We start from the raw sequence: 23,542 nt of genomic DNA, 5'->3' as shown, positions 1-23,542 counted from the left end.
TTTTTTTTAAAATGCTTATTTATAAAATGCTTTGTACCATTCTACAAAGTTCTGAACTCCTTTTTTAATTTTTACAGAGCTTTTATAGCCCATTTTCTCCAACTCAAAAACATCAGCCCATGTACGAGGTACATCGCCAGGTTGCATAGGTAAATATTCTTTTTTCGCCTTTTTACCTAAGCTTTTTTCTATAGCTTGAATAAAATCTCCTAAAGATTCTGGACTTCCGTTACCAATATTAGACAATCTGTAACGAGCTGATTTACTACTTTCATCTCCTAACTTTGGCGGGTTGTTTAAAACGATTTGTATACCATTAATTATATCATCTATATAAGTAAAATCTCTGCTCATTTTTCCGTGATTAAAAACTTTTATAGATTCTCCTTTGTCAATTGCTTTTGTAAATAAAAAGAGTGCCATGTCTGGTCTGCCCCAAGGCCCATATACTGTAAAAAACCTCAAGCCTGTGGTTGGTATATTATATAAGTGACTATAAGTATAGGCCATTAGTTCGTTACTTTTTTTAGTTGCAGCATACAAACTTATTGGATGATCTACATTATCTGTCACAGAAAATGGAATTTTTTCATTCTCACCATAAACACTAGAACTACTCGCATAAAGTAGGTGTTTTATGTTATTGTGTCTACTACATTCTAATATGTTTAAAAAACCTACAACATTACTATCAATATAGGCTTCAGGGTTTTCTAAACTGTAACGAACTCCAGCTTGTGCTGCTAAATTACAGACGATATCAAATTTTTGCTTTTTAAAAAACTCAGGTAAATTCTCTCGATCTTCAAGTTGCATTCGAACAAATGAGAACCCTTTCAAAGTTGTCGAGACACTTAAGCTATTAAATTGTTTAGCTTCACTTTTTAAAACTCCTAATTCTTTTAGTCTAGCATATTTTAGCTCAATATCATAATAGTCGTTAATATTATCTAAACCAACAACTTCATAACCTTCACTTAGTAGTTTTTTACACAAATGAAATCCTATAAATCCTGCTGCTCCTGTAACAAGTATTTTCATAATCTAAACATTAATTTATTTGAAAACGATTAATTATCTAAATCTGATTTTGATAATTATAAAACTTAACTTATTGAGCCCAAGTCATAAAATAAGGGTTCAACAAATTTAATTTATTGTAGTGTAGTGGCAATTTAGTTTTTGGTTCTATAACTTCTATTCCCAGCCCGACTAATATAGCATGAGCTGCTGCTGTATCCCATTCCATGGTTGGAGCAAAACGAGGATAGATATCTGCTTTCCCTTCGGCAACCAACATAAATTTTAATGAACTACCCATAGATATAATTTCTGTTGTTTCAAACTGATCGATAAAATCTTGAGTGTCTTGATTTAGATGCGACCGTGACGCTACAATTCTAACAATATTAGTTGTGTTTTTATTTGTTTCTAATATAGTAATTTTATCCTTTTCAATCATAAAAGCACCTAAGCCTTCACCACCATAATATAATTTATCTAATACTGGAGCATAAACAACACCAAAAACAGGTTTATTGTCTCTGATAAGTGCAATATTGACAGTAAATTCTCCGTTTCTTTTTATAAACTCTTTTGTACCGTCTACAGGATCAACCATCCAAAACTCTCGCCATTTTTGACGTTTCGAAAAATCTATTAATTTTCCTTCTTCAGACAGTACAGGAAGTCTTGTGTCTTTTAACCCTTCAACAATTATTCTATGTGCTGCCTTATCAGCTAATGTTAACGGGCTTTCGTCTGCTTTTATTTCAATACCAAAATCATCTGCATTATAAATTTCTAAAATAGCTTTTCCAGCTGCTTTTGCAACAGCAATAACTTGATTTATATATTTTTCTTGCATTTGCTTTTATTCTTTTAAACAATCATTCCTGCTGCAACAGTTTCATTGGTGGCATCATCTACAAGAATAATACTTCCTGTTGTTCTATTTTCTCTGTAGGAATCTACCATAAGTGGTTTGGTTGTTCTAATTTTTACTTTAGAAATATCGTTCATTTTAAGTTCTGTATCTCCAGTAATACGATCTAAAGTATTAATGTTAAACTTATAAACAACCTCTTTAATCATGGCTTTTTGCTCGTTAGATGTGTGTTTAATAGTATATTTAGCCCTAGGTTTAGCAGCATCATTATGCAACCAACAAAGCATAACTTCAAGGTCTTGTATAGCTTCAGGTTTATTATTTGAACGTACAATCATATCTCCTCTACTAATATCAATATCATCTTCAAGTGTTATTGAAACTGACATAGGAGCATAAGCTTCATCTAGTTCTCCATCTAATGTGTCAATAGATTTAATTTTGCTAGTAAATCCAGAAGGCATTACTGTAACCTCATCTCCTTTTCTTAAAATTCCACTTGCAACTCGACCTGCATATCCTCTATAATCTCTATGAGTATCATTTTGAGGTCTTAATACAGTTTGTACAGGAAATCTTGCGTCTACTTTATTTATATCACTACTAATATGTATGGTTTCTAAAGTATGAAGCAAAGGAGCTCCTTGATACCAATCCATTTTTGTTGAACGATTAACCACGTTATCTCCATTTAAAGCGCTTATTGGTATAAATCGAACATCTTTTACTAACATTTTTGATGAAAATTCTTCAAATTGATTAATTACCTTATTATATGCTTCTTCTGAATAATCTACTAAGTCCATTTTATTAATACAAACAATTACATGGGGAATTTGTAATAATGAAGCAATAAATGAATGTCTTTTAGTTTGCTCAATAACTCCGTGTCTAGCATCAACTAAAATGATTGCTGCATTTGCTGTAGAGGCTCCAGTAACCATGTTTCTAGTATATTGAATATGCCCTGGAGTATCAGCAATTATAAATTTTCTCTTAGGAGTTGTAAAATATCTATAGGCAACATCGATAGTAATTCCTTGTTCACGTTCATCACGTAGTCCATCTGTAAATAAAGCTAAATCTACACCTTCATGACCTTTTTTCTTACTAGTGTTTTCAATTGCCTGTAATTGATCTTCAAATATTGATTTTGAATCATATAGTAAACGACCTATTAAGGTGCTTTTACCGTCATCGACACTTCCTGCAGTTGTAAAACGTAATAATTGATTGTTATCTAACATATTTAATTTATTTGAAATGCTAATATTAATCCAGCATGACAATTTGTAATTGATTTAAAAATACCCTTGACGCTTTCTGTCTTCCATTGCAGATTCTGAACGCTTATCGTCACTTCTATTACCTCTTTCTGTTTGTCTCATCCCAGACACTTCTTCAGCTATTTTCTCAAGCGTATCTGCATCTGATTCTATTCCACCTGTTATAGTAATATCGCCTAAAGTTCTAAAACGAATTTTTTTGGTTACAATTTCTTCATGATCTTCAATAACTAAAAATTCTGAATTTGGAATCCAAGAATCTTGTCTCCATACAACTTCGCGTTCATGGGCATAATATAAAGAAGGTATAGCAATATTTTCTCTCTTTATATAATTCCAAACGTCCATTTCAGTCCAGTTACTTATTGGAAATGCTCTAAAATGTTCTCCTTGAAAATGTTTACCATTAAATAAATTCCATAATTCAGGGCGTTGATTTTTTGGGTCCCATTGACCAAAATCATCTCTATGAGAAAAGAATCTTTCTTTAGCTCTAGCCTTCTCTTCATCACGTCTTCCACCTCCAATAGCACAATCTACTTTATTTGCTTCTATTGCATCTAATAACGTTGTGATTTGTAGTGCATTTCGAGTTGCATTTTTTCCTTTTTCTTCAGCTACACGTCCATCGTCAATAGACTCTTGTACTGAACCAACAATAAGATTAACACCTAATTCTTTTATAATATCATCTCTAAATTGAATAGTTTCTGGAAAATTATGTCCTGTGTCAACATGCATTAAAGGAAATGGAATTTTAGCAGGGTAAAATGCTTTTTTAGCTAAATGTGTTACTAAAATAGAGTCCTTACCTCCAGAAAATAATATTACTGGGTTTTGAAATTGCGCCCAAACTTCTCTTAAAATAAAAATGGCTTCACTTTCTAATTCGTCTAAATAATTTAAATAATATTTACTCATTTTTGAGTTTCAATTTTGGTGTTATATATTCTATAATTTCATTAACTGCATTTTCAATAGAAACGTTTTCAGTTTTAATCTCAATATCAGGATATTCTGGTGCTTCATAAGGAGCTGAAATACCTGTCATGTTTTTTATTTCACCTGTACGGGCTTTTTTATAAAGCCCTTTAACATCTCTCTTCTCACATTCTTCTACACTAGTATTTACATATATCTCGACAAAGTTAACATCTTTAACGATATTTTTAATGTTCTCTCGGTCTTTTTTATATGGTGAAACAAATGCTGCAAGTACTACTAATCCAGCGTCAATCATTAAATTAGCAGTTTCGGCAATTCTTCTAATATTTTCTGTACGGTCTTCTGGTGAAAAGCTTAAATCTTTATTGATACCCTTTCTAATGTTGTCTCCATCAAGAATATATGTTTTAATTCCTTTTTTATATAATTCTAGTTCAACAACGTTTGCTATTGTTGATTTTCCAGAACCAGAAAGACCAGTAAACCAAATTAAAAAAGAATTGTGATTATTTGCTTTTCTTCTATCTTCAATAGAAATTTGATACGTATGTGGAATTATATTTTCTTTCATCTGTTGTTAATTAACATAAATAAAAATACTTAAAACAAAATTTTTTAATGCTTATTCCTCTTTTGTAAAAAAAAATTACGGATTTGGCCTAATGGCAGTTTTAACCATAACCGTTCATGTAAATAATATAGAATAAATTTACTAAACAGTTCAATTAACGCAATATATAATGCTGTTTCGCCATATACATCTAAGATTGCTCCTGAAATTATAAAAGTCATTGTAGTAGCTATTATTCTCCACGAAATAGTTTTATAAAGAGTGAGTTTTTTTGAGACAACACTATCTTTTAATGCATATTGCCAAATTCTTTCATGAAAATAATAAATCGCTAATTTTATGAAAAACTCGAAAAACCCAATTTTTAAAGCATCTTGAATACTACAGTTTCCTGAAAGGCAAGTTACTAATAGTACAACTAAAATAGTGTCTGTAGTAGCTATTATTCGCCAAGAAACTCCTTTAATAATGCTTCGTAAATGGGATTCTTTATTATATGACATACTATATTAATTATAGCTTTTTATTAATTATAAAATTATATTTAAACATTTATTGTAAGTCTTTTATTATTTAAAAACACCACAAAAATCTAACACCTTTTTGTTTGAAGATATGTTTAAGGTTTTAAATTCCTTATGTGCAACTAAAAATACTATAATATCTGCCTTTTCAGCTGCTTCAATATAATCAGTAAGTTTAAATACTTTATGTGAATCAATATTAGGCTCAACAATATAATATGTTTCATTATTAGCATTTTGCAATACTTTTTGCGCAATATATTTTGCTGGAGATTCTCTTAAATCATCAATGTCTGGTTTAAACGCAAGCCCCATAATTGCAATATCTGGTTTACGACTATGTTCTAACTCAAATTCAAGTTTTGCTGTTTGCACTTTTTCTGCACACCAAAACGATTTATAGTTATTAATTTCACGAGCTTTCCCAATAATCTGAGATTCCATAGGATATTCTGCTACTATAAAATATGGATCTACTGCTATACAATGCCCGCCAACACCACAACCAGGTTGTAAAATATTTACACGAGGATGTTTATTTGCTAAGTCTATAAGTTCCCAAACATTAATATCTGCTTTGTCACAAATAAGCGATAATTCGTTTGCAAATGCAATTTGTACATCTCTAGATGAGTTTTCAACAAGCTTACACATTTCTGCTGTTCTAGCATTGGTTTTATGTAAATCTCCTTTAATAAATTGACGGTAAAAATTAATCGCTTTTTCGGTTGATTTATTATTAATGCCACCAATAACCCTATCATTATGAACTAGTTCATACATTACATTTCCAGGCAATACGCGTTCTGGGCAGTATGCAATATGCAAAGAGTTCTTAAGTTCAGGACGTTCATTATAAATAAAATCCATCATTTTTTCAGTAGTTCCTATAGGTGAAGTAGATTCTATTATGTACAAATCTCCTTCTTTTAATAAAGGTATAATGGCTTTTGTTGCGGCTTGAACAAAAGATATATCTGGTTCATTTTTAGCTTTAAACGGTGTTGGAACTACAATTAAATATGTGTTTGCCTGTACTGGTGTGGTAGCAGCCTTTAAAAATCCTTCTTTTACTGCATTAGCAACTGCTTTATCTAGGTCTGGTTCCACAATATGTATTTTTCCATCATTTATTGTGTCTACGACAGTCTGATTAATATCCACTCCATGAACATAAGTTTTGTTTTGAGCAATTAAAGCTGCAGTTGGAAGACCAATATACCCAAGACCAATCATTACTACTTCTGGATTACTATTTACCATATGTTAATTCAAAATTAATTTTTAAACGAATTTATATCTGTTGGAATGGCATAATTCATAATGCTTTAGCCTTTGTGTTTATTTTTAAAATATGCTCAACAATTTTCACACATGCATTTCCATCACCATAAGGGTTGTGTAATTTACTCATATCTGAATATGATTTCTTATCTGTTAAAAGTCGATTGGCTTCTGCTACAATTTTATTTTTATTAGTCCCTACTAGCAACACAGTTCCTGCGTCAACAGCTTCAGGACGCTCTGTTGTATCACGCATAACTAACACAGGTTTTCCTAGGCTAGGAGCTTCTTCTTGAACGCCTCCAGAATCTGTAATTATTAAGTATGATTTCTCCATTAACCAAACAAAAGCTGGGTAAGATAAAGGGTCTATAAGTTTAACATTAGAAATATCTGCTAATAGTTCATATACTGGTTTTTGAACATTTGGATTTAAATGTACTGGGTAAATAATCTGACTATAAGGATGAGCTATTGCAATTTCTTTTATTGCTTCACATATATTGACAAATCCTTGCCCATGATTCTCACGTCTGTGTCCTGTAACTAGAATTACTTGTTTGTTTGGATCTAATATAGTTTTTAAGTTTTCTAATTCCTCATCTTCAAAATGTTCGCTATTAACTTTATTAACACTATATAAAAGAGCATCTATTACAGTATTTCCTGTAACAATGATATCTTTTTCTTTTTTGTTTTCAGTTAATAAATTTTGTTTTGATGTAATAGTGGGTGCAAAATGATGATTTGTGATAACACCAGTAACAGATCTGTTCATCTCTTCAGGAAAAGGTGATTGCATATTAAAAGTTCTTAAACCTGCCTCTACATGGCAAATTTCTGCTCCTGAATAAAAACCAGCTATACTAGTAGCCATAGTAGTAGTTGTATCTCCATGAACAAAAACATAATCCGGTTTAAAGTCATCTAAAACAGCTTTTAAATTAATAATAATATCAGCTGTTAACCTAAATAGGTTTTGATTTGGCTTCATTAAATCTAAATCATAATCTGGAATAATTTCAAAAAAAGATAATACTTGATCCAGCATTTCTCTATGTTGAGCAGTAATACAAACTTTCGTTTCAAACCAATCGTTATAATTTTGAAAAGCTTTAATTAGTGGAGCCATTTTTATTGCTTCGGGTCTAGTTCCAAAAACAATTAATATTTTCTTTTTCATTTATGATTATAACAATCAATGTTAAGGAATTATACGCAATAACATTATATTTAAGCTACAAAAATACCATTATTAATTTGTTTACCAAGTCATTCTTAGTAATCCTTATATTCAAATTATTTTTTTAAATATATAACACTGTAATATTCAATATATCCTTTCAAGAATAAGTATTATGAGGATAAATAAGGTAGAATAAACTCAGACTTAATATTTTTATTTGTTTTTATAAAAAAGATTCCCCCAAGAACTTTATTTAATTAAAAGCTATGAATTAGTTTAACCTATTTGAAAGTACTACCTTAAGAGTATCTTTCCAATTGGGAATACAGATATCTAAAGTAGACTTTATTTTAGTAGTATCTAAAACGCTATATTGAGGACGCTTAGCAGAAGTTGGATAAGCTTCTGTTGGAATTGGTTTTAATTCAGTTTTGATATGACTATACTCAAAAATAGCTTTTGCAAAATCAAACCAGTTAGTTTCACCAGAATTACTGAAATGGTATATTCCATAATTTTCATTTCTAGATATTATAAGTTTGAAAATAACTTCTATTAAGTCTCCTGTATATGTTGGAGTTCCTATTTGATCTGAAACCACATGTAACTGATCTTTTTCTTGTGCTAATCTTAACATGGTTTTCATAAAATTATGCCCATATTCAGAGTATAGCCAAGATGTTCTTATAATAAAATATTTTTCAAGATTCTTTATAATGGCTTGTTCTCCTTTTAATTTTGTAATACCATAAACACTAAGGGGTTTTGTTGTATCAGTTTCTTTATATGGAAACTTACTTGTTCCATCAAATACAAAATCTGTTGAAATATGAATCAATGTGGTTTGATGAAGTTGACAAACCTCTGCTAAGTATTTTGAACCATTAACATTTACAGAATATGCGGTTTCATTATCTGATTCAGCTTTATCTACAGCCGTATAAGCTGCACAGTTAATACAATAATCAAAATGATGATGATTAAAAAGGTCCTTGAGTTGTGCTTTATTAGTAATATCTAATTCGGCTTTAGAAACAAACAAAAAATCTAATGCCAAATTATTTTTAATATAACGATCTCGTAATGTTTTAGCTAATTGCCCATTGGCTCCTGTAACAAGGACTTGAGTTTTCATAGGAATTGCTTTTTAAATGTTGCTAATTTTAAGTCCTTTTTAGAAATTATTAGTTTGTCATGAGGCATATGCCAATCTATATTTAAACTAGGGTCGTTATATATAATACCTCCTTCTGATTCTTTGTTATAAACGTTGTCACATTTATATGATAAAATAGCTATATCGCTTAACACAATAAAACCATGAGCAAAACCCTTAGGAATAAATATTTGTTTCTTATTTTCTTCTGTTAATTCTAATGAAAAATGTTTTCCAAATGTTGGAGATTCTTTTCTAATATCCACGGCAACATCTAATATACTACCTTTAACAACTCTAACTAATTTGGCTTGAGCAAATTCCCCTTTTTGATAATGTAACCCTCTTAAAACACCTTTGGTTGAATAGGACTCATTATCTTGAATAAATTGAATATTAAGTCCTAAAGTCTTATTAAACTCACTTTGATTATAACTTTCAAAAAAATAACCACGTTTATCGTTAAATATTCTTGGTTCGATAATAAAACAGCCATTTAATTTTGTTTCAGTAACTTTCATTAATTATTTGTAATTAACCCTAGTAAATTTTTGCCATAACCACTTTTTAGTAAGGGTTCTGCTAAAGCAATAAATTGTTCTTTAGTTATATAATTCATTTCAAAAGCAGCTGCTTCAATTGAACCAATTTTTAGTCCTTGACGTTCTTCAATTACTTCAATAAATTGAGAAGCTTGCATTAGTGATTGAAATGTTCCAGTGTCCAACCAAGCAGTTCCTCTATCTAATATGCTGACACTTAATTTTCCTTGTTTTAAATACGCTTTATTAACATCAGTTATTTCAAGTTCACCTCTATGACTTGGTTTTATACTTTTTGCAATATTTACTACTGAATTATCGTAAAAATAAATGCCTGGAACAGCAAAATTTGATTTTGGTTTTACCGGCTTTTCTTCAATTGAAATAACTTGACCGTCTACATCAAATTCAACCACACCATAACGTTCTGGATCATGAACTCTATATGCATAAATAATTCCACCATCTGGATTATTATTACTTTGTAATAATTTAGATAAACCAGTCCCATAAAAAATATTATCCCCTAAAATTAAGGCGACTTTATCTTTACCAATAAATTTTTCACCAATAATAAATGCTTCTGCTAACCCGTTTGGCTCTTCTTGTATTTCATAAAAAAAATGGCATCCATATTTTGAACCATCACCTAATAAGTCTTTAAATAGTGGTAAATCTTTAGGTGTAGAAATAATTAATATTTCATTTATACCAGCATACATTAAGGTAGAAAGAGGGTAATATATCATCGGTTTATCATAAATAGGCATTAATTGCTTACTTATTGTTAAAGTTAATGGATGTAATCGAGTACCTGATCCACCTGCTAAAATAATTCCCTTCATTCTAATGGTATTGTTTTTTATAATAATCTTGATATACTCCACTAGTAACGTGGTTTAACCATTTATTGTTTTCTAAATACCAATCTATTGTTATTGATAATCCTTCTTGAAAAGTAACTGATGGTTCCCAGCCTAATTCTTTATTAATTTTAGAAGCATCTATAGCATATCTTAAATCATGTCCGGGTCTATCTTCTACAAATGTTATTAACTTTTCTGAGGTTCCTTCTGGACGATTTAACTTGTCATCCATCTGGTTGCATAATAGTTTAACTAAATCTATATTTTTCCATTCGTTAAAACCTCCAATATTATAAGTATCGAAAAGTTTACCTTTATGAAAAATCAAGTCAATAGCAATGGCATGATCTTTTACATATAACCAATCTCTAGTGAAATTACCATCTCCATAAACCGGAAGTGATTTATTCTGAATAATGTTATTTATAAATAAAGGAATTAGTTTCTCTGGAAACTGATTTTGCCCATAATTGTTTGAGCAATTAGATATTACATAAGGCAAGCCGTAAGTTTCTCCGTAAGCTCTAACAAAATGATCTGAACTGGCTTTTGAAGCAGAATAGGGTGAATTAGGGTCGTAAGGTGTTGTTTCAGTAAATAGGCCTGTTTCTCCTAAGGTTCCATAAACCTCATCAGTACTTATATGATAAAACAATTTATTTTTATAACTATCTTTCCAAAGATTTCTGAATGCATTTAATAAATTCATAGTGCCAATTACATTTGTTTTAACGAATGCTAAAGGATCATCTATGGATCTATCTACATGAGATTCAGCCGCTAAATGGATTACACCTTCAAATTGATGTTTTTTAAAAAGAAAGTTGATTTCAGATTCGTTTGTAATATCTGCCTTTAAAAAATTGTAATTAGATTCATTTTCAATATCTTTTAAATTCTCCAAATTTCCAGCATATGTTAAAGAGTCTAAATTAAAAATCTGATATTTTGGATAGTTTTTAACAAATAACCTAACTACATGAGATCCTATAAAACCCGCTCCACCAGTTATTAATATAGATTTTTTACCCTTCATAGTTCTTTACATAAATAACTGTTTTACTAGTTAAATAAATCAAGCATAACATTATAAAAGCTAAAATTGGGAAAATTAAAGTATACTTCTCATACCATTCTGTTGATTTATTACCAACCTCTTGAAAACTTGAAATAACATCAAAAAACACATCTTCTTCAATTTTCCTTTCTTCCAATTGTTTTAATTGATCTCTTAGTTTCATTTCTGTATTTAAAAGTTCGTATTCCTTGGTATTAGATTTGTCTGAACTTAAAGTAAAGCCTTCACCTCCTAAACTTATTTCTTTTGCTTTAGATTGAGATTCATCTTCCAATACTTTAATATAAATTTTTTGAAGTGAATCTACTTGAGCAATTTGTTCTAAAAGATTTGTTTTTTGAATGGCTATTAATGAATCTCTCTTCTTCATTTTCTTTAAAGAATAGAAGTTGGTAAAAGAGTTATTTAGACCTTCCTCTAGTTTCGGGAAGATGTCTTTTTTTGATGCTGTTACACTTATTTCAAAAAAATCACTAGAATAAATACTTCTATTTTCAACAAAATCATCATAGCTTATGTTTTGAGCTCTAACACTATCGACATCTTTAATAAAGCTTTCGAATTGTAAAATTCTTTCATTTTCTGTTTCTGGACCGGGTAAAATTTCAAATTCACCTATATCTTTAACATCTTCTTTAGATATTTTAAATAGTTCTGAAAGGGTTTCAAGATTTTCGTTTTCTATTAAAGCATTAAAATAATTAATGTTCGTAATTAATTGGTATTTTGAGTCAAAATAAGGTCTTACAAGCATTGTTGATGAATAAGAGTCTGGTTTAAATTTATCTAAAACATAACCTAAAACACCAGCGATAATCATTGTAATTACAATAATCTTAAAATTAACTATAAACGCTTTTAATGTATAAATAAATACTGAAAAAATAGCTTTTATAATAGAAGCAAAGAAATTATATAATTTTTGAAAAGCATTTCCTATTAAGGTGAATAACTGCCCTAAATCTACTTCTTCAGAAGTGTTTTGTTCTGGTAAATTTTTACTCATTTTAATGATTGGTGTTAATTAAAAATTTGTTCTAATATTTTTCTTGTTATTAAATATGTTGGTTTTACACCTGAAGTTCCTAAACCTCCTGATGCTAATGTGCTACCTGTTTCTAAAGGATTATCACTTGCATAATACGCATATCTTACTTTTACTTTAGGATTAATGCTTCTTCTTACTTTAGAAGCTGCCTGAATAGCTTTTTGATAATGAGCGCCTTCCATTTCTAAACCAATAACATTCCAAGTTGAATTAAAAAAGAACTTTAAAATTTCTTTATTTTGCAAAGAAGTTCCTAGAACTGTTATCATAGCTCCTTCGTAAACCTCTACGCCATGACCTTTTAAATCTTTTTTACTTAACTCGTTTTTAAATGGATAATTATCGGCTGTCCCTTCAAAAATATGTGCCGATGGTATCATGATATCTCCTTTTCCTCCTTCTAAAATTCCTGCTTTACCCATTATTGAAATAGATTCTACCTTTAAATGTGTTTTCTTTCCGTTAAATTTTATTGGCTTTAAAAACTCATCTATTGTTTCATAGGCTTGTTCTCCAAAAGCATAATCCATTACGAAAATAACTGGTTTTTCTGAATCTTTGAAGGTTTCACTTACTTCTATGTCTAATTTTGAAAAATCAATTTTTTCTGTATCAAAAATCTGAACATCTATATTTGTTCCAGATGAATCTGGAATATAAATCATTCCATTTTGCAACGCTTCTTTAGTTACTTTATTGCGTAATTCTTGATTATTTTTTTGGCTAATTGCTTCGTAGACTTCAAATATAGTTTTCTTTTTTGCAAAAGTCTTTAAAGCTGATGTTGCAAATAGAGAATTCATAACACTATGCATGTTTGCGCTAATAATATGAATAGGTCTTTCTAGCAAACCATTATTATATAGTGTTTCTTTAATCTTATTAGACCATATTTCACCATGAATATGGTGACCTAAACGCTCTCTTAAAACTGGGCTAAATGTTACTGTTCTTTTATTATTGTTTACTATTTCTTCAATTGCTAATTTTCCTAACCAATAAACTATATGTAATAGCCTTTCGGGTTGAGAATCTGAAGCAAACTGACTATAAACAGTTATAATTTCATTAAAAGTTCTCCCTAATATATTTGCAGTATGAGAAATAGCAACCTCTCTTTCTTCTTGAGTTAATTTCTTTTTAGAAAGTACTGCTTTCTCAAGTTTTTTCCAATCTCTAGTAGTGTTTCCAGATTCATCTATTAAAACACGTTTACTTATTTTATGAGATTCTATAAATATAAATGTTAAATGCGTTAGAATATCATAGATTTCTGATCGTCCACGAGTAATTTCGATATTCATCTGTTCACTATCTATACGATAGCAATTTCTTCTTCTCTTTGGAGGGATTATAGGTTTAAAATGTGAATTTGTATAACCTTCATCACTTGTTAAGTTAATAAATGTACATTCTTCAATTCCTTGAGGTAATCTATCAATTACATAAAGTAGACCGTCTAATTCTGCTTTTTCATCTCCAATAGAACCATATATTTCTGGCCTTAAAAGTAATAATGCTTCGCGAAGTGTTTCGCCAGAAACTCCCATAGGCTTGTAAAACCCTCTGTTAAACAAGTGTCTCATGGTTATATACATTCTTTCTATGGCATTTGAACTCTCTTGAGCTCTCGTTCTTTCATGATGTTTTATTTTACTCATATAGCTTATTTAATAGCAAATATAATATTATTTAATCAGATTTTTAGATTCTAATAGATCAGCAATTTTTCTGTCGTTAGAAAGTCTTGCTATCTTATTTTGTCCTCCTAACTTTCCAATAGATTTCATATAATCTTGAAAACCATTTTTCTTAATCACAGTTATTTTTAATGGCTGAAGTACTTTTCCTTTTATTAAATCAAAATAATAACTATTCTGTTTTTGCAATGAAGCATCTATTTTGTTTGAAAATAATTCAAAATTTGAAGGTTCTTTTTCAAATTCTATAAACCATTCATGAAATGGTAATCCTTGATTAGGGTTTATTTGTGGTGCTACTGTAAATTCTGTTACTTCAATATCTGAATCTACTAATGCTTCTTGAAGTGCTTGTTCAACTTCTTTTCCAATTACGTGTTCTCCAAAGGCTGAAATAAAGTGTTTAATTCTACCTGAAACAATAACACGATAAGGTTTTGTTGACGTAAATTCAACAGTGTCGCCTACATTATAAGCCCAAAGCCCTGCATTTGTTGAGACTATCATGACATAATTTACACCAAGTTCAACATCTTTAATTGTTAGACGTTTTGGGTTATTATTAAAAAATTCATCTGCTTTAATAAACTCATAAAATATACCAGAATTAAGTTGAAGTAACATACCTTTTTCGTTCTGCTTATCTTGAAAAGCAAAAAAGCCTTCACTTGCTGGAAATAGTTCTATGCTATCTACTTTTCTTCCAATTAAATTTTCGAATTTAGCTCTGTAAGGTTCATAGTTTACTCCTCCAAAAATAAAAAGATTAAAATTCTTAAAAACATCTCCTACTTTTTTTCCTGTTCTTTCTTGTATTTTTTCAAAGTACATTTGAACCCAAGAAGGAATCCCAGAAATTATAGTCATGTTTTCTGGCAATGTTTCTTCAATTATAGCATCAACTTTTGTTTCCCAATCCTCAATACAGTTTGTTTCCCAAGAAGGCATTCTGTTTTTTTGAAGATATTTAGGCACATAATGTGCTACAATTCCTGAAAGTCTTCCAAGCTGAATGCCATTCTTTTTATCTAAAATAGGGCTACCTTGTAAAAAAATCATTTTACCATCTACAAATTTCACTTTACCTGTTTCTACTATGTATAACAAAATAGCATTTCTAGCAGCTTCCACATGTGTTGGCATGCTTTCTTTGGTAATAGGTATATATTTTGCTCCAGATGTAGTTCCAGAAGTTTTAGCAAAATAAATAGGTTTTCCTTTCCACAACACATTTTCTTTACCAGCAACAACACGTTCTACATAAGGCTTTAACTCTTCGTAATCTCTTACTGGAACTCGTCTTATAAAATCTTTATGTGAATTAATGCTAATAAAATCATGGTCTTTCCCAAATTCTGTAGAAGTAGCAGAGCTTATTAATTCTTGAAATACTTTTTCTTGTGTTTCAATAGGATTATTTGCCCATTTTTGGACAGATTTATAAACTCTTTTAGCAAATGGTTTAGCTAGTGCTGCTTTTATTGATAACATTAATTAAAATCTATAAAATTGGTTGGATTAATTGGGTAACCATCTTTCCAAAGTTCAAAATGTAAATGTGGTCCTGAAGACAATTCTCCAGTATTTCCAGAGGTTGCTATAACTTCTCCGGACTTAACGAGTTCTCCTTGAGATTTTGTAAGTGATGCATTATGCTTATAAACTGATATAAGTCCGTTACTATGTTCAATAATAATAACATTTCCTGTTTCAACCGTCCATTCTGCAAAAATAATGGTTCCATCGGCAGTTGCTTTAACAGGTGTATTACTTTCAACAATAATGTCTACAGCATAGTGTTTTTCTTCAAAATTATATGCTTCTGAAATAGTTCCATTTACTGGAGGAAACAGAACAAAATTAATTTTACTTGTTGCTTTTTCAAACAAATTAAATTTATCTTCTTTAGCTACCTTTTCTCTTAATAGCGAATCTTCTTTAGAGGGTCTTAAATCTATTTGTGCTGCAAATTGTTTTGCTTCTTCAATAATAGAGTCTCTATTAAAATCTACTGAACTTATTTCGCCATGTAAGACTTTTTTAATTGAAGAATAATATCTCTCGTTAACTGCTATTAACTGTTGTAGGGAATCAGTTTTATAATTTAACTCTACAGCTTGCTTTTTTAATGCTGTAGAAGAATAACCTGGAATATACTCTCTTAGAGATGTAAAAGCTATTAGTAAAGTAGTGGCTGTAATTAATAATATAGATGTAAGAGACATTAGTACAAACACATTTAAACGAGTAAGTTTAAATGATAACCTTTCTTCAAAAGTATCTTCGTTAAGTATAACTAGTCTATACTTATGAAGTAATTTTTTTTTAAACTTTTTTTGATTTTTTTTGCTCTCTGCCATTATATCAACAAAATTAAATAAAAATATGACACTTGCCGACTAGCTTTATGCTAAAGTTCTTGTTAAAACGGTAATATTAAACTTTAATTATTAACTTTGCTCTTTAAATTAAAACAATATGAGTTTATATATGTTACCCTTAGCAATTGGACCATGGCAAATAGCACTAATTGTAGTAATTGTATTATTACTTTTTGGTGGAAAAAAAATACCAGAACTTATGCGTGGTCTAGGTAGTGGAATTAAAGAATTTAAAGACGCTAGCAAAGAAGAAGATAAAACAAAAGACAAAAAAGAATAATAATATCTTTTTATAACAAAAAAAACCCTAACAGAATCTGTTAGGGTTTTTTTTGTTTATTTTTTTTGAAAATATAGCTATTCGTTAATCTTTAAAGACCTAATTATAGCTTCAAGTTCAAACATATAATCTCTTTTCTCAACAGATGGAGCAAAAGCAAACCCTTCTATAACAAGTAATCTGTTATTAACTTCATCATCTATAATATAATTTATAAATGGCCCAGACATAAAAGCGTTTTTAACGTCCCAAAGACCTTTAGTCTCTATAGCTGGTTTGTTATCAATTATCGTTTCGAAAACAGCTGGAGCATAAGCTTTTTCTGTAATCATATAAGTACCTTCTGTAGGTCCAGGAATATGTACTTCTCCAATAGAATCTCTCAATTTAATTATTTGATAAACCAAACTATCTCCTTTTGTAATATAATTATACGGTAATTCATATATCATTAAATTGGTTGTTCCTGTAGTAATATCTTTTCTTATCCAATAGAAATTGTCTTTTTCTTTAGCTATTCTGTAGGCAGTTGGAAAATTTAATATTATACCTAAATTATTCTTTAAAGTGTTGTTTTTATGAAGTGATAACGCAATACGTCTTTGTTTTTCTCTAATTTCTTCGCTTTTAAATGCTGAAATTATTTTGCCTGCATTTTCTTGAATCTGTTCAATAATTTCATCGTCAGTTTTCCCTGTTACAAGTACTAACTTTTGCGGTCTTGCAAAAACATCTGAAGCTATTTTAAAAGATGGCTCTTTTCCTTTTTCAACCTTAAAAACAGTTCTATTATGAGTTACAAATCCAGAAAAAACAGATGGAGGAATTTGGCTCATGCTAAACAATGGTTCGTCTTGAGGCAATCCGTCTAATGGCGCTGCCAATACATCTCTTATCGCTTCACCTACATTGCCTTCCCAAAGGTTATTGTCAACAACAATAGATAAATTATTTATATTTCCTGAAGAATCTGATAAGATTTTTTGATTTGAAGACTTTTTATTGCCACAGCTTAATATTAGCATAAATGAAAATAAAACCAATGCGTTTTTCATGTGTTTCTATTTGTTAGTTTTTAATATTTAGCCTTTAGAAACTTTAAGTTTCATTCCAGGCTTTAAATTATTCCCACTAATATCGTTCCAATCTCGAATATTTTGAACAGAAACTCCTGGAAATTTTTGTGAGATACTCCAAAGAGAGTCTCCACTTTTTACCGTATATATTTTTGCACCACTTGATGATGTAGTAGTATTTACAGGATTACTTGTTGTAACTGCTTGACTTGCGCTAGGATTTCTTGGATAAATAGTGAGTCTTTGTCCTATTCGAATGTTATTACTACGTAGACCATTCCATTGTTTTAAGTCGCTAACTCTAACTTTATACTTTCCAGCAATGTATCCTAGATTATCACCACTTCTAACACGATAACTTATTTTTGATTGCGATTCAAAAAACTGAGGAAGAGGTTTCTCTTTTTCCTCTATTTCAGCTTTTGCAGATGCATATATAATTTCTTCGTTATTAACAAATTTTCCTACGGAAGCTCTTGGTAATCTTAAATAATAATTTTTTCCTTCAATAAATGGAATAATATCTAATTTATATGAAGGATTTAAAAACTGAAGTTCTTCAACAGGTACTTCAGTTGCTTCAGAAACTTGGTCTAGAGTAATTAATTGTTTCACTCTAATTGTATCGGTTTCTATACTATGAAACATGGGTTTTTCTGGTGTAAAACCATGTTCTCTGGCATATTCAAAAATATACATCGTAGCTAAAAAAGCTGGAACATAACCTGCTGTTTCTCTAGGCAAATTATGACGTATATTCCAATAATTCTCATAACCTCCAGATCGACGTATAGCTTTAGAGACGTTTCCTGGTCCTGAATTATAGGCTGCTAAAGCCAAATCCCAATCACCAAAAATTTCATAAAGTTTAGATAAATATACAGCAGCTGTTTTAGTTGATTTTATAGGATCGCTACGTTCATCAACATAGCTACTTACATCTAATCCATATTGTTTTCCTGTAGCAAACATAAATTGCCATAAACCTGTTGCACCTACTCTAGATTTTGCTCTTGGATTTAAAGCAGATTCTACAATCGCTAAATATTTCATTTCTAATGGAATATCTTTTGCATCTAGCTCTCGCTCAAACATTGGAAAGTAATAATGACTTAAACCCATGATGCGTTCAAAATAAGACCTTTTGTTTTTTAAAAAATTCTTTATAACACTTTCTAAAGATGGATTATAAGCAACATTAAAAGGTGTTCTTGCATCTAATCTTTTTAATCTTGCCTTTAAAGTATCTGTTGAAAGTTCTGGATAGTCTATATTATTATACTCTAATTCTGAAATTGTTTTATATATAGTGTCATATAAAGTGTTACTGTACAATTCTACTAGCCATTTTTCGTCAAACTGATTGGCTTGTTCATGATCTTCAAGAGATTTTAACTCTGAAACATTTGGAATTGCATTAATTTGAATTTTATATAAAGTTTTACCATCAATTATAGTATCTACCACATATTTTTCTCCTGCAACCAATTCAGAATCTGTAAGTTTTTCTGATTTGATTTTTTTAACAATAGTATCTTGAGCATATGTAATACTGATACTTAAAAAGAATAAATAAGTTAAGATTTTATTTTTATTCATAGGGCTTTATCTGTTTTACTACTGTAAACGTAATGGCCATTAATTTCTTGTTTTGTTAACTTTTATAAAGATACAATAATTAAAAATTAATCTAATATAGCTGCAATTCCTGGAAGCGTTTTACCCTCAAGGCTTTCAAGCATTGCTCCACCTCCTGTGCTTACATAACTTACTTTGTCTTCGAACCCAAATTGTTTTACTGCAGCAACAGAGTCTCCTCCTCCTACAAGAGAAAAAGCACCTTCTTTTGTAGCTTCAGCTATAGCGTAACCTAAAGCAATCGTTCCTTTAGCAAAATTTGCCATTTCAAAAACTCCTAATGGCCCATTCCACAAAATAGTTTTTGATTCTTTTATAACTTGAGCAAATAGTTCTTCTGTATTTGGTCCTACATCTAATCCCATCCAACCATCTGGAATATTTTTAACATCGCAAGTATTGGTGTGAGCATCGTTACTAAAAGCATCAGCAATAATAGCGTCTATAGGTAAGTGAACTTGTACATTTTTTGCTTTTGCTTTTTCTAAAATCTCGTTTGCAAGTTTTAATTTATCTGCTTCAACTAATGAATTTCCTATTTTTCCTCCTTGAGCTTTAATAAAAGTAAAAGTCATGCCTCCACCAATTATTAAATGATCAATTTTATCTAAAATATTATCTATGATAGTAATTTTAGAAGACACTTTTGCGCCACCTAAAATAGCACAAACTGGCTTTTCACCTGTTTTCATCACTTTATCGATGCTTTTAATTTCTTGTTCTAAAAGATATCCAAAACATTTATTATTTGGAAAAAACTGAGCCACAATAGTTGTGGAAGCATGTGCTCTATGAGCTGTCCCAAAAGCATCATTGACATAAATATCTCCTAAACTTGCAAGTTGTTTGGAAAAGTCTATATCTCCAGCAGTTTCTTCGTCATGAAACCTTAAATTTTCAAGTATTAAAATCTGACCTGGTTGCAAATTATTAGTAGCTTTTTTAGCTTCTTCACCAACACAATCTGGAACAAATTTCACTTCAACTCCTATAATATCTTCAACTTTATCAACAATATGCTTTAATGAAAATTTTTCATCTACACCTTTTGGTCTACCTAAATGAGACATTAATATACAAGACCCACCATCTTCAAGAATTTTAATAATAGTTGGTTTAGCAGACTTAATTCTGGTGTCATCAGTTACATTAAATTTATCATCTAAAGGCACATTAAAATCTACTCGGATTAGAGCTTTTTTATTTTTGAAATTAAAGTCGTTGAGTGTTTTCATAAGATCAAATTTTAATTGACAAATATAATTTTTTCAATTCAAAAAAAAGAGATGATTTCTGTTATCTTTGCCTTATGCTGTTTAGTGAAATTCTAGGTCAAGAACATATTAAAAACCATTTAACTCAAAGTGCCGATAATGGTCGTGTTCCACATGCGCAACTTTTTGTAGGTCCTGAAGGATGTGGTACTTTACCAATGGCTATTGCTTATGCACAATACTTATTATGTAAGAATAAAAATGGTGAAAATACTAGTGGAAACGAATCCTGTAATTTAAAATTCGATCATATTTCTCATCCTGATTTACATTTTGCCTTTCCTGTTGCTACAAATGATAAGGTTAAAAAGCATCCCGTTTCTAATCATTTTATGGAAGAATGGAGGGAGTTACTCGAAGAACAACCATATGGAAATTTATTTGATTGGTATAAAAAACTAGGCGTAGATAATAAACAAGGACAAATAGGTGTAGATGAGGCGACTGAAATTGTAAAATCATTGTCTTTAAAGTCTTATGAAGGTGGTTATAAAGTAATGCTAATTTGGATGGCTGAAAAAATGAATACTTCAGCTGCCAATAAATTATTAAAGCTCATTGAGGAACCACCAAATAAAACTGTTTTTATTCTAATTGCTGAAGATGAAGAACAGATAATTAATACTATTCTTTCTAGATGTCAAGTATTACATTTTCCTCCCTTAGCTGAAGAAATAATTAAAAATGCTATTGTAAAAAATTATAATTTAGAAAATGCCATTGCTACAAAAATTGCACATCAAGCCAATGGAAATTATAATAAAGCTTGCGATTTAGTTTTCCATGATAGTGAAGATACACCTTTCGAAAAATGGTTTATATTTTGGATAAGAAGTGCTTTTAAAGCCAAAGGAAATAAAAGTGCTATTCATGATTTAATTTCCTGGAGTGAAGATATTTCTAAAACAGGAAGAGAAACACAGAAACAGTTTTTACAATTTTGTATGACCTTCTTTAGACAAGCTATGCTTGTTAATTATCAAGCAAACGACTTAGTATATATTGAAACTAAAGAAGAAAATTTCGATTTACATAAATTTGCTCCATTTGTTCATGGAAATAATATTTTAGAAATTACTCAAGAGCTTCAAGATGCTATTTATCATATAGAACGTAATGGAAATTCTAAAATTATACTAACAGATCTCTCTATAAAACTAACTAGATTACTTCATAAAAAAGATGCTTAAAATGACAAACAATAACTTATGGTTTGTTATTATAAATCCAACTTCTGGAAATGGAGCAAGCAAGAAAAAATGGCCTGAGATTGAGAGGCTTTTAAAAACTTATAAATTTGAGTTTGAATTTATGTTCACTGAACATGAAAATCATAGTATCTATTTGGTTCAAAACGCTATTAATCAAGGGTTTATTAATATAATTTGTATTGGTGGAGATGGTACACTTCATAATGTAGTAAACGGTATTATGCTTCAAAATGTAGTACCTTCAAATCTAATTAATGTAGGAGTTATACCTATTGGAACAGGTAATGATTGGGTGAAAACCCATGGTATTACAAACCATTTTGAAAATGCCATTATTACAATTAAAAATGGTGCGCTAAAAACTCAAGATGTTGGTAAAATTATAATAGAAAATAAATTTAAAACTCCTATGTATTTTATAAATCTTGCAGGTATTGGTTTTGATGGCTTTGTGGTTAGCAAAGTCAATAAATACAAGCATCTTGGAGCAATTGCTTATTTATCTGGAGCGCTTTTAGGATTGTTTTCTTTTAAAAACTTCCATTCTAAAGTTTGTGTCAATTCATCTATTATTGAATCTAAAACATTAATGATTTTAATCGGTATTTGTCAATATTCTGGAGGAGGTATGCAATTAACAAAAACACCAAATCCGTTTGATGGTTTGCTTGATATTAGTATAGTAAAAAATATAGGAAAGATAGATATTCTTAAAAATGTCGTGAATCTTTTTAATGGTAAAATCACAAATCATAAAAAAGTAGTAAAATATAAATGCAAGTCTATTAAAGTTGAGATAACTGATTCAAGTAAACCATTTATCCAAGCAGATGGTGAGTTATTAGGAACTGGAAATTTAGAGATTTCTATAGTTCCAAAGGCATTTTCGTTTTATTGCTAAAAAAAACGCCAAACTTTCGTTTAGCGTTTTAAATTTCATTCCTATATAATTAGTCCTTTTTATATTCAGCGTTTAAAGCATCTAAAATAATTTGAGTTACCTCATTTTCTTCAGATCCATACATAACAGATCCACCTTCATTACTTCCAAAAATATAAGCATAGCCATTATTTTTTCCGTATTCTGAAACAAAACCTTTTACCTTAGAAATTAAAGAATCTATTTCTACTTGGCTTTCTTGTTGAATTTGTTGTTCTTCAAATTGAATACGTTGTTGTAACATTTGTTGTTTCTGACTTAATGCTTGGTATTCTTTTTGAGCTTGTGCATCAGGTAAATTCTGAGCCTTTAATTGAAATTCTTGTGCTTCCATTTGAAAGGCTCTACTTGTGCTGTCTGTTCTTTTTTGAAACGCTTCAATCTTAGCTTTATATTTAGCTTCAATATCTAATTTCTCTTGATAATTATTGATTACTTCTGAATTATCAATAAATCCTGTTTTAAGTGATTGCTCACATGAAACTAAAGTTGCAATTGCTAATACAACTATAAATATGTTTTTCATTTTTTGTTATTTTATTTTTTATGGCGCAAATGTAAAAAAGTAAACTTGATAGTTTTTAAAAATTACACATAATTTACACTATAAGATAAATTTATTAATGCTTAATTAAGCTATAATTAATCTTTATTAGACATTGCTTTGT

23 protein-coding genes are annotated in these 23,542 nt (G+C 29.9%); 3 read left to right on the top strand and 20 right to left on the bottom strand.

Translation table 11 applies throughout. The features are described from left to right. Nucleotides 1-15: 15 nt before the first annotated feature. The 16 genes from FVF61_RS12820 to FVF61_RS12745 all read right to left on the bottom strand — a co-directional run bounded on the left by FVF61_RS12820 (nt 16) and on the right by FVF61_RS12745 (nt 16,434). Complete coding sequence (locus FVF61_RS12820; RefSeq protein ID WP_148457039.1) at nt 16-1,041, bottom strand: NAD-dependent epimerase; 1,026 nt, start codon at nt 1,039-1,041, stop codon at nt 16-18. A 70-nt stretch (nt 1,042-1,111) separates the two neighbouring features. Next, entirely contained in the window at nt 1,112-1,867 is a 756-nt protein-coding gene (gene cysQ / locus FVF61_RS12815; protein WP_148457037.1) for a 3'(2'),5'-bisphosphate nucleotidase CysQ, read from the bottom strand. Between the two features lie 14 nt (nt 1,868-1,881). Beyond that, a complete protein-coding gene (gene cysN, locus FVF61_RS12810) occupies nt 1,882-3,153 on the bottom strand; it encodes a sulfate adenylyltransferase subunit CysN (RefSeq protein WP_262712033.1) in 1,272 nt (423 codons plus the stop codon). 36 nt (nt 3,154-3,189) lie between these two features. After that, entirely contained in the window at nt 3,190-4,095 is a 906-nt protein-coding gene (gene cysD / locus FVF61_RS12805; RefSeq protein WP_148457033.1) for a sulfate adenylyltransferase subunit CysD, read from the bottom strand. Further along, on the bottom strand, nt 4,088-4,690 hold the full coding sequence (gene cysC, locus FVF61_RS12800; RefSeq protein WP_148457031.1) for an adenylyl-sulfate kinase: 603 nt from the start codon (nt 4,688-4,690) through the stop codon (nt 4,088-4,090). Before cysC ends, cysD begins: the two co-directional genes overlap by 8 nt. A 44-nt stretch (nt 4,691-4,734) precedes the next feature. Beyond that, on the bottom strand, nt 4,735-5,193 hold the full coding sequence (locus FVF61_RS12795) for a DUF2061 domain-containing protein (protein ID WP_148457029.1): 459 nt from the start codon (nt 5,191-5,193) through the stop codon (nt 4,735-4,737). Between the two features lie 66 nt (nt 5,194-5,259). Further along, entirely contained in the window at nt 5,260-6,477 is a 1,218-nt protein-coding gene (gene wecC, locus FVF61_RS12790) for a UDP-N-acetyl-D-mannosamine dehydrogenase (RefSeq protein ID WP_148457027.1), read from the bottom strand. Nucleotides 6,478-6,532: 55 nt separating this feature from the next. Beyond that, a complete protein-coding gene (wecB, locus tag FVF61_RS12785; RefSeq protein ID WP_148457025.1) occupies nt 6,533-7,681 on the bottom strand; it encodes a non-hydrolyzing UDP-N-acetylglucosamine 2-epimerase in 1,149 nt (382 codons plus the stop codon). A 274-nt stretch (nt 7,682-7,955) separates the two neighbouring features. After that, nucleotides 7,956-8,819, bottom strand: a complete 864-nt coding sequence (gene rfbD, locus FVF61_RS12780) for a dTDP-4-dehydrorhamnose reductase (protein WP_148457023.1) — start codon at nt 8,817-8,819, stop codon at nt 7,956-7,958. Beyond that, a complete protein-coding gene (gene rfbC / locus FVF61_RS12775) occupies nt 8,816-9,361 on the bottom strand; it encodes a dTDP-4-dehydrorhamnose 3,5-epimerase (RefSeq protein ID WP_148457021.1) in 546 nt (181 codons plus the stop codon). Before rfbC ends, rfbD begins: the two co-directional genes overlap by 4 nt. Then, a complete protein-coding gene (rfbA, locus tag FVF61_RS12770; RefSeq protein WP_148457019.1) occupies nt 9,361-10,227 on the bottom strand; it encodes a glucose-1-phosphate thymidylyltransferase RfbA in 867 nt (288 codons plus the stop codon). The genes rfbC and rfbA overlap by 1 nt, the downstream gene beginning before the upstream one ends. A 1-nt stretch (nt 10,228) precedes the next feature. Next, nucleotides 10,229-11,284, bottom strand: a complete 1,056-nt coding sequence (gene rfbB, locus FVF61_RS12765) for a dTDP-glucose 4,6-dehydratase (RefSeq protein WP_148457017.1) — start codon at nt 11,282-11,284, stop codon at nt 10,229-10,231. Beyond that, entirely contained in the window at nt 11,274-12,332 is a 1,059-nt protein-coding gene (locus FVF61_RS12760) for a GumC domain-containing protein (protein ID WP_148457015.1), read from the bottom strand. Before FVF61_RS12760 ends, rfbB begins: the two co-directional genes overlap by 11 nt. A 14-nt stretch (nt 12,333-12,346) precedes the next feature. Beyond that, the gene (locus FVF61_RS12755; RefSeq protein WP_148457013.1) at nt 12,347-14,035 is read right to left on the bottom strand and encodes a DUF6909 family protein; all 1,689 of its coding nucleotides are present in this window, start codon (nt 14,033-14,035) and stop codon (nt 12,347-12,349) included. A 27-nt stretch (nt 14,036-14,062) separates the two neighbouring features. After that, entirely contained in the window at nt 14,063-15,565 is a 1,503-nt protein-coding gene (locus FVF61_RS12750; protein WP_148457011.1) for a GH3 auxin-responsive promoter family protein, read from the bottom strand. Continuing rightward, nucleotides 15,565-16,434, bottom strand: a complete 870-nt coding sequence (locus FVF61_RS12745) for a M23 family metallopeptidase (RefSeq protein WP_148457009.1) — start codon at nt 16,432-16,434, stop codon at nt 15,565-15,567. Before FVF61_RS12745 ends, FVF61_RS12750 begins: the two co-directional genes overlap by 1 nt. A 118-nt stretch (nt 16,435-16,552) precedes the next feature. Here FVF61_RS12745 and FVF61_RS12740 point away from each other — a divergent pair, with 118 nt between their 5' ends. Then, nucleotides 16,553-16,735: a Sec-independent protein translocase subunit TatA/TatB gene (locus tag FVF61_RS12740; RefSeq protein ID WP_148457007.1), complete on the top strand. Its 183-nt coding sequence runs from the start codon at nt 16,553-16,555 to the stop codon at nt 16,733-16,735. A 77-nt stretch (nt 16,736-16,812) separates the two neighbouring features. Here the strand turns inward: FVF61_RS12740 and FVF61_RS12735 are convergent, their stop codons facing one another. The 3 genes from FVF61_RS12735 to FVF61_RS12725 all read right to left on the bottom strand — a co-directional run bounded on the left by FVF61_RS12735 (nt 16,813) and on the right by FVF61_RS12725 (nt 20,684). Continuing rightward, entirely contained in the window at nt 16,813-17,790 is a 978-nt protein-coding gene (locus FVF61_RS12735) for a DUF4837 family protein (RefSeq protein ID WP_148457005.1), read from the bottom strand. A 27-nt stretch (nt 17,791-17,817) separates the two neighbouring features. Further along, entirely contained in the window at nt 17,818-19,410 is a 1,593-nt protein-coding gene (locus FVF61_RS12730; protein ID WP_148457003.1) for a LysM peptidoglycan-binding domain-containing protein, read from the bottom strand. A gap of 86 nt (nt 19,411-19,496) precedes the next feature. Continuing rightward, nucleotides 19,497-20,684, bottom strand: coding sequence for a phosphoglycerate kinase (locus tag FVF61_RS12725; protein ID WP_148457001.1), 1,188 nt, complete (start codon nt 20,682-20,684; stop codon nt 19,497-19,499). Nucleotides 20,685-20,758: 74 nt separating this feature from the next. Here FVF61_RS12725 and FVF61_RS12720 point away from each other — a divergent pair, with 74 nt between their 5' ends. After that, nucleotides 20,759-21,913, top strand: a complete 1,155-nt coding sequence (locus FVF61_RS12720) for a DNA polymerase III subunit (RefSeq protein WP_148456999.1) — start codon at nt 20,759-20,761, stop codon at nt 21,911-21,913. Nucleotide 21,914: 1 nt separating this feature from the next. Next, nucleotides 21,915-22,835: a diacylglycerol/lipid kinase family protein gene (locus FVF61_RS12715; RefSeq protein WP_148456997.1), complete on the top strand. Its 921-nt coding sequence runs from the start codon at nt 21,915-21,917 to the stop codon at nt 22,833-22,835. 49 nt (nt 22,836-22,884) lie between these two features. On the opposite strand, the gene FVF61_RS12710 is transcribed toward FVF61_RS12715, so the two are convergent. Next, nucleotides 22,885-23,400 carry an OmpH family outer membrane protein gene (locus FVF61_RS12710; RefSeq protein ID WP_148456995.1) on the bottom strand — a complete coding sequence of 172 codons (516 nt, stop codon included), beginning with the start codon at nt 23,398-23,400 and terminating at the stop codon, nt 22,885-22,887. Between the last annotated feature and the right edge of the window lie 142 nt (nt 23,401-23,542).

The organism is Xanthomarina maritima (genome assembly GCF_008084905.1).
Classification (GTDB): domain Bacteria; phylum Bacteroidota; class Bacteroidia; order Flavobacteriales; family Flavobacteriaceae; genus Xanthomarina; species Xanthomarina maritima.
Note: the sequence above shows the minus strand (reverse complement) of the source record. Positions and strands in the feature narration are given on the sequence as shown.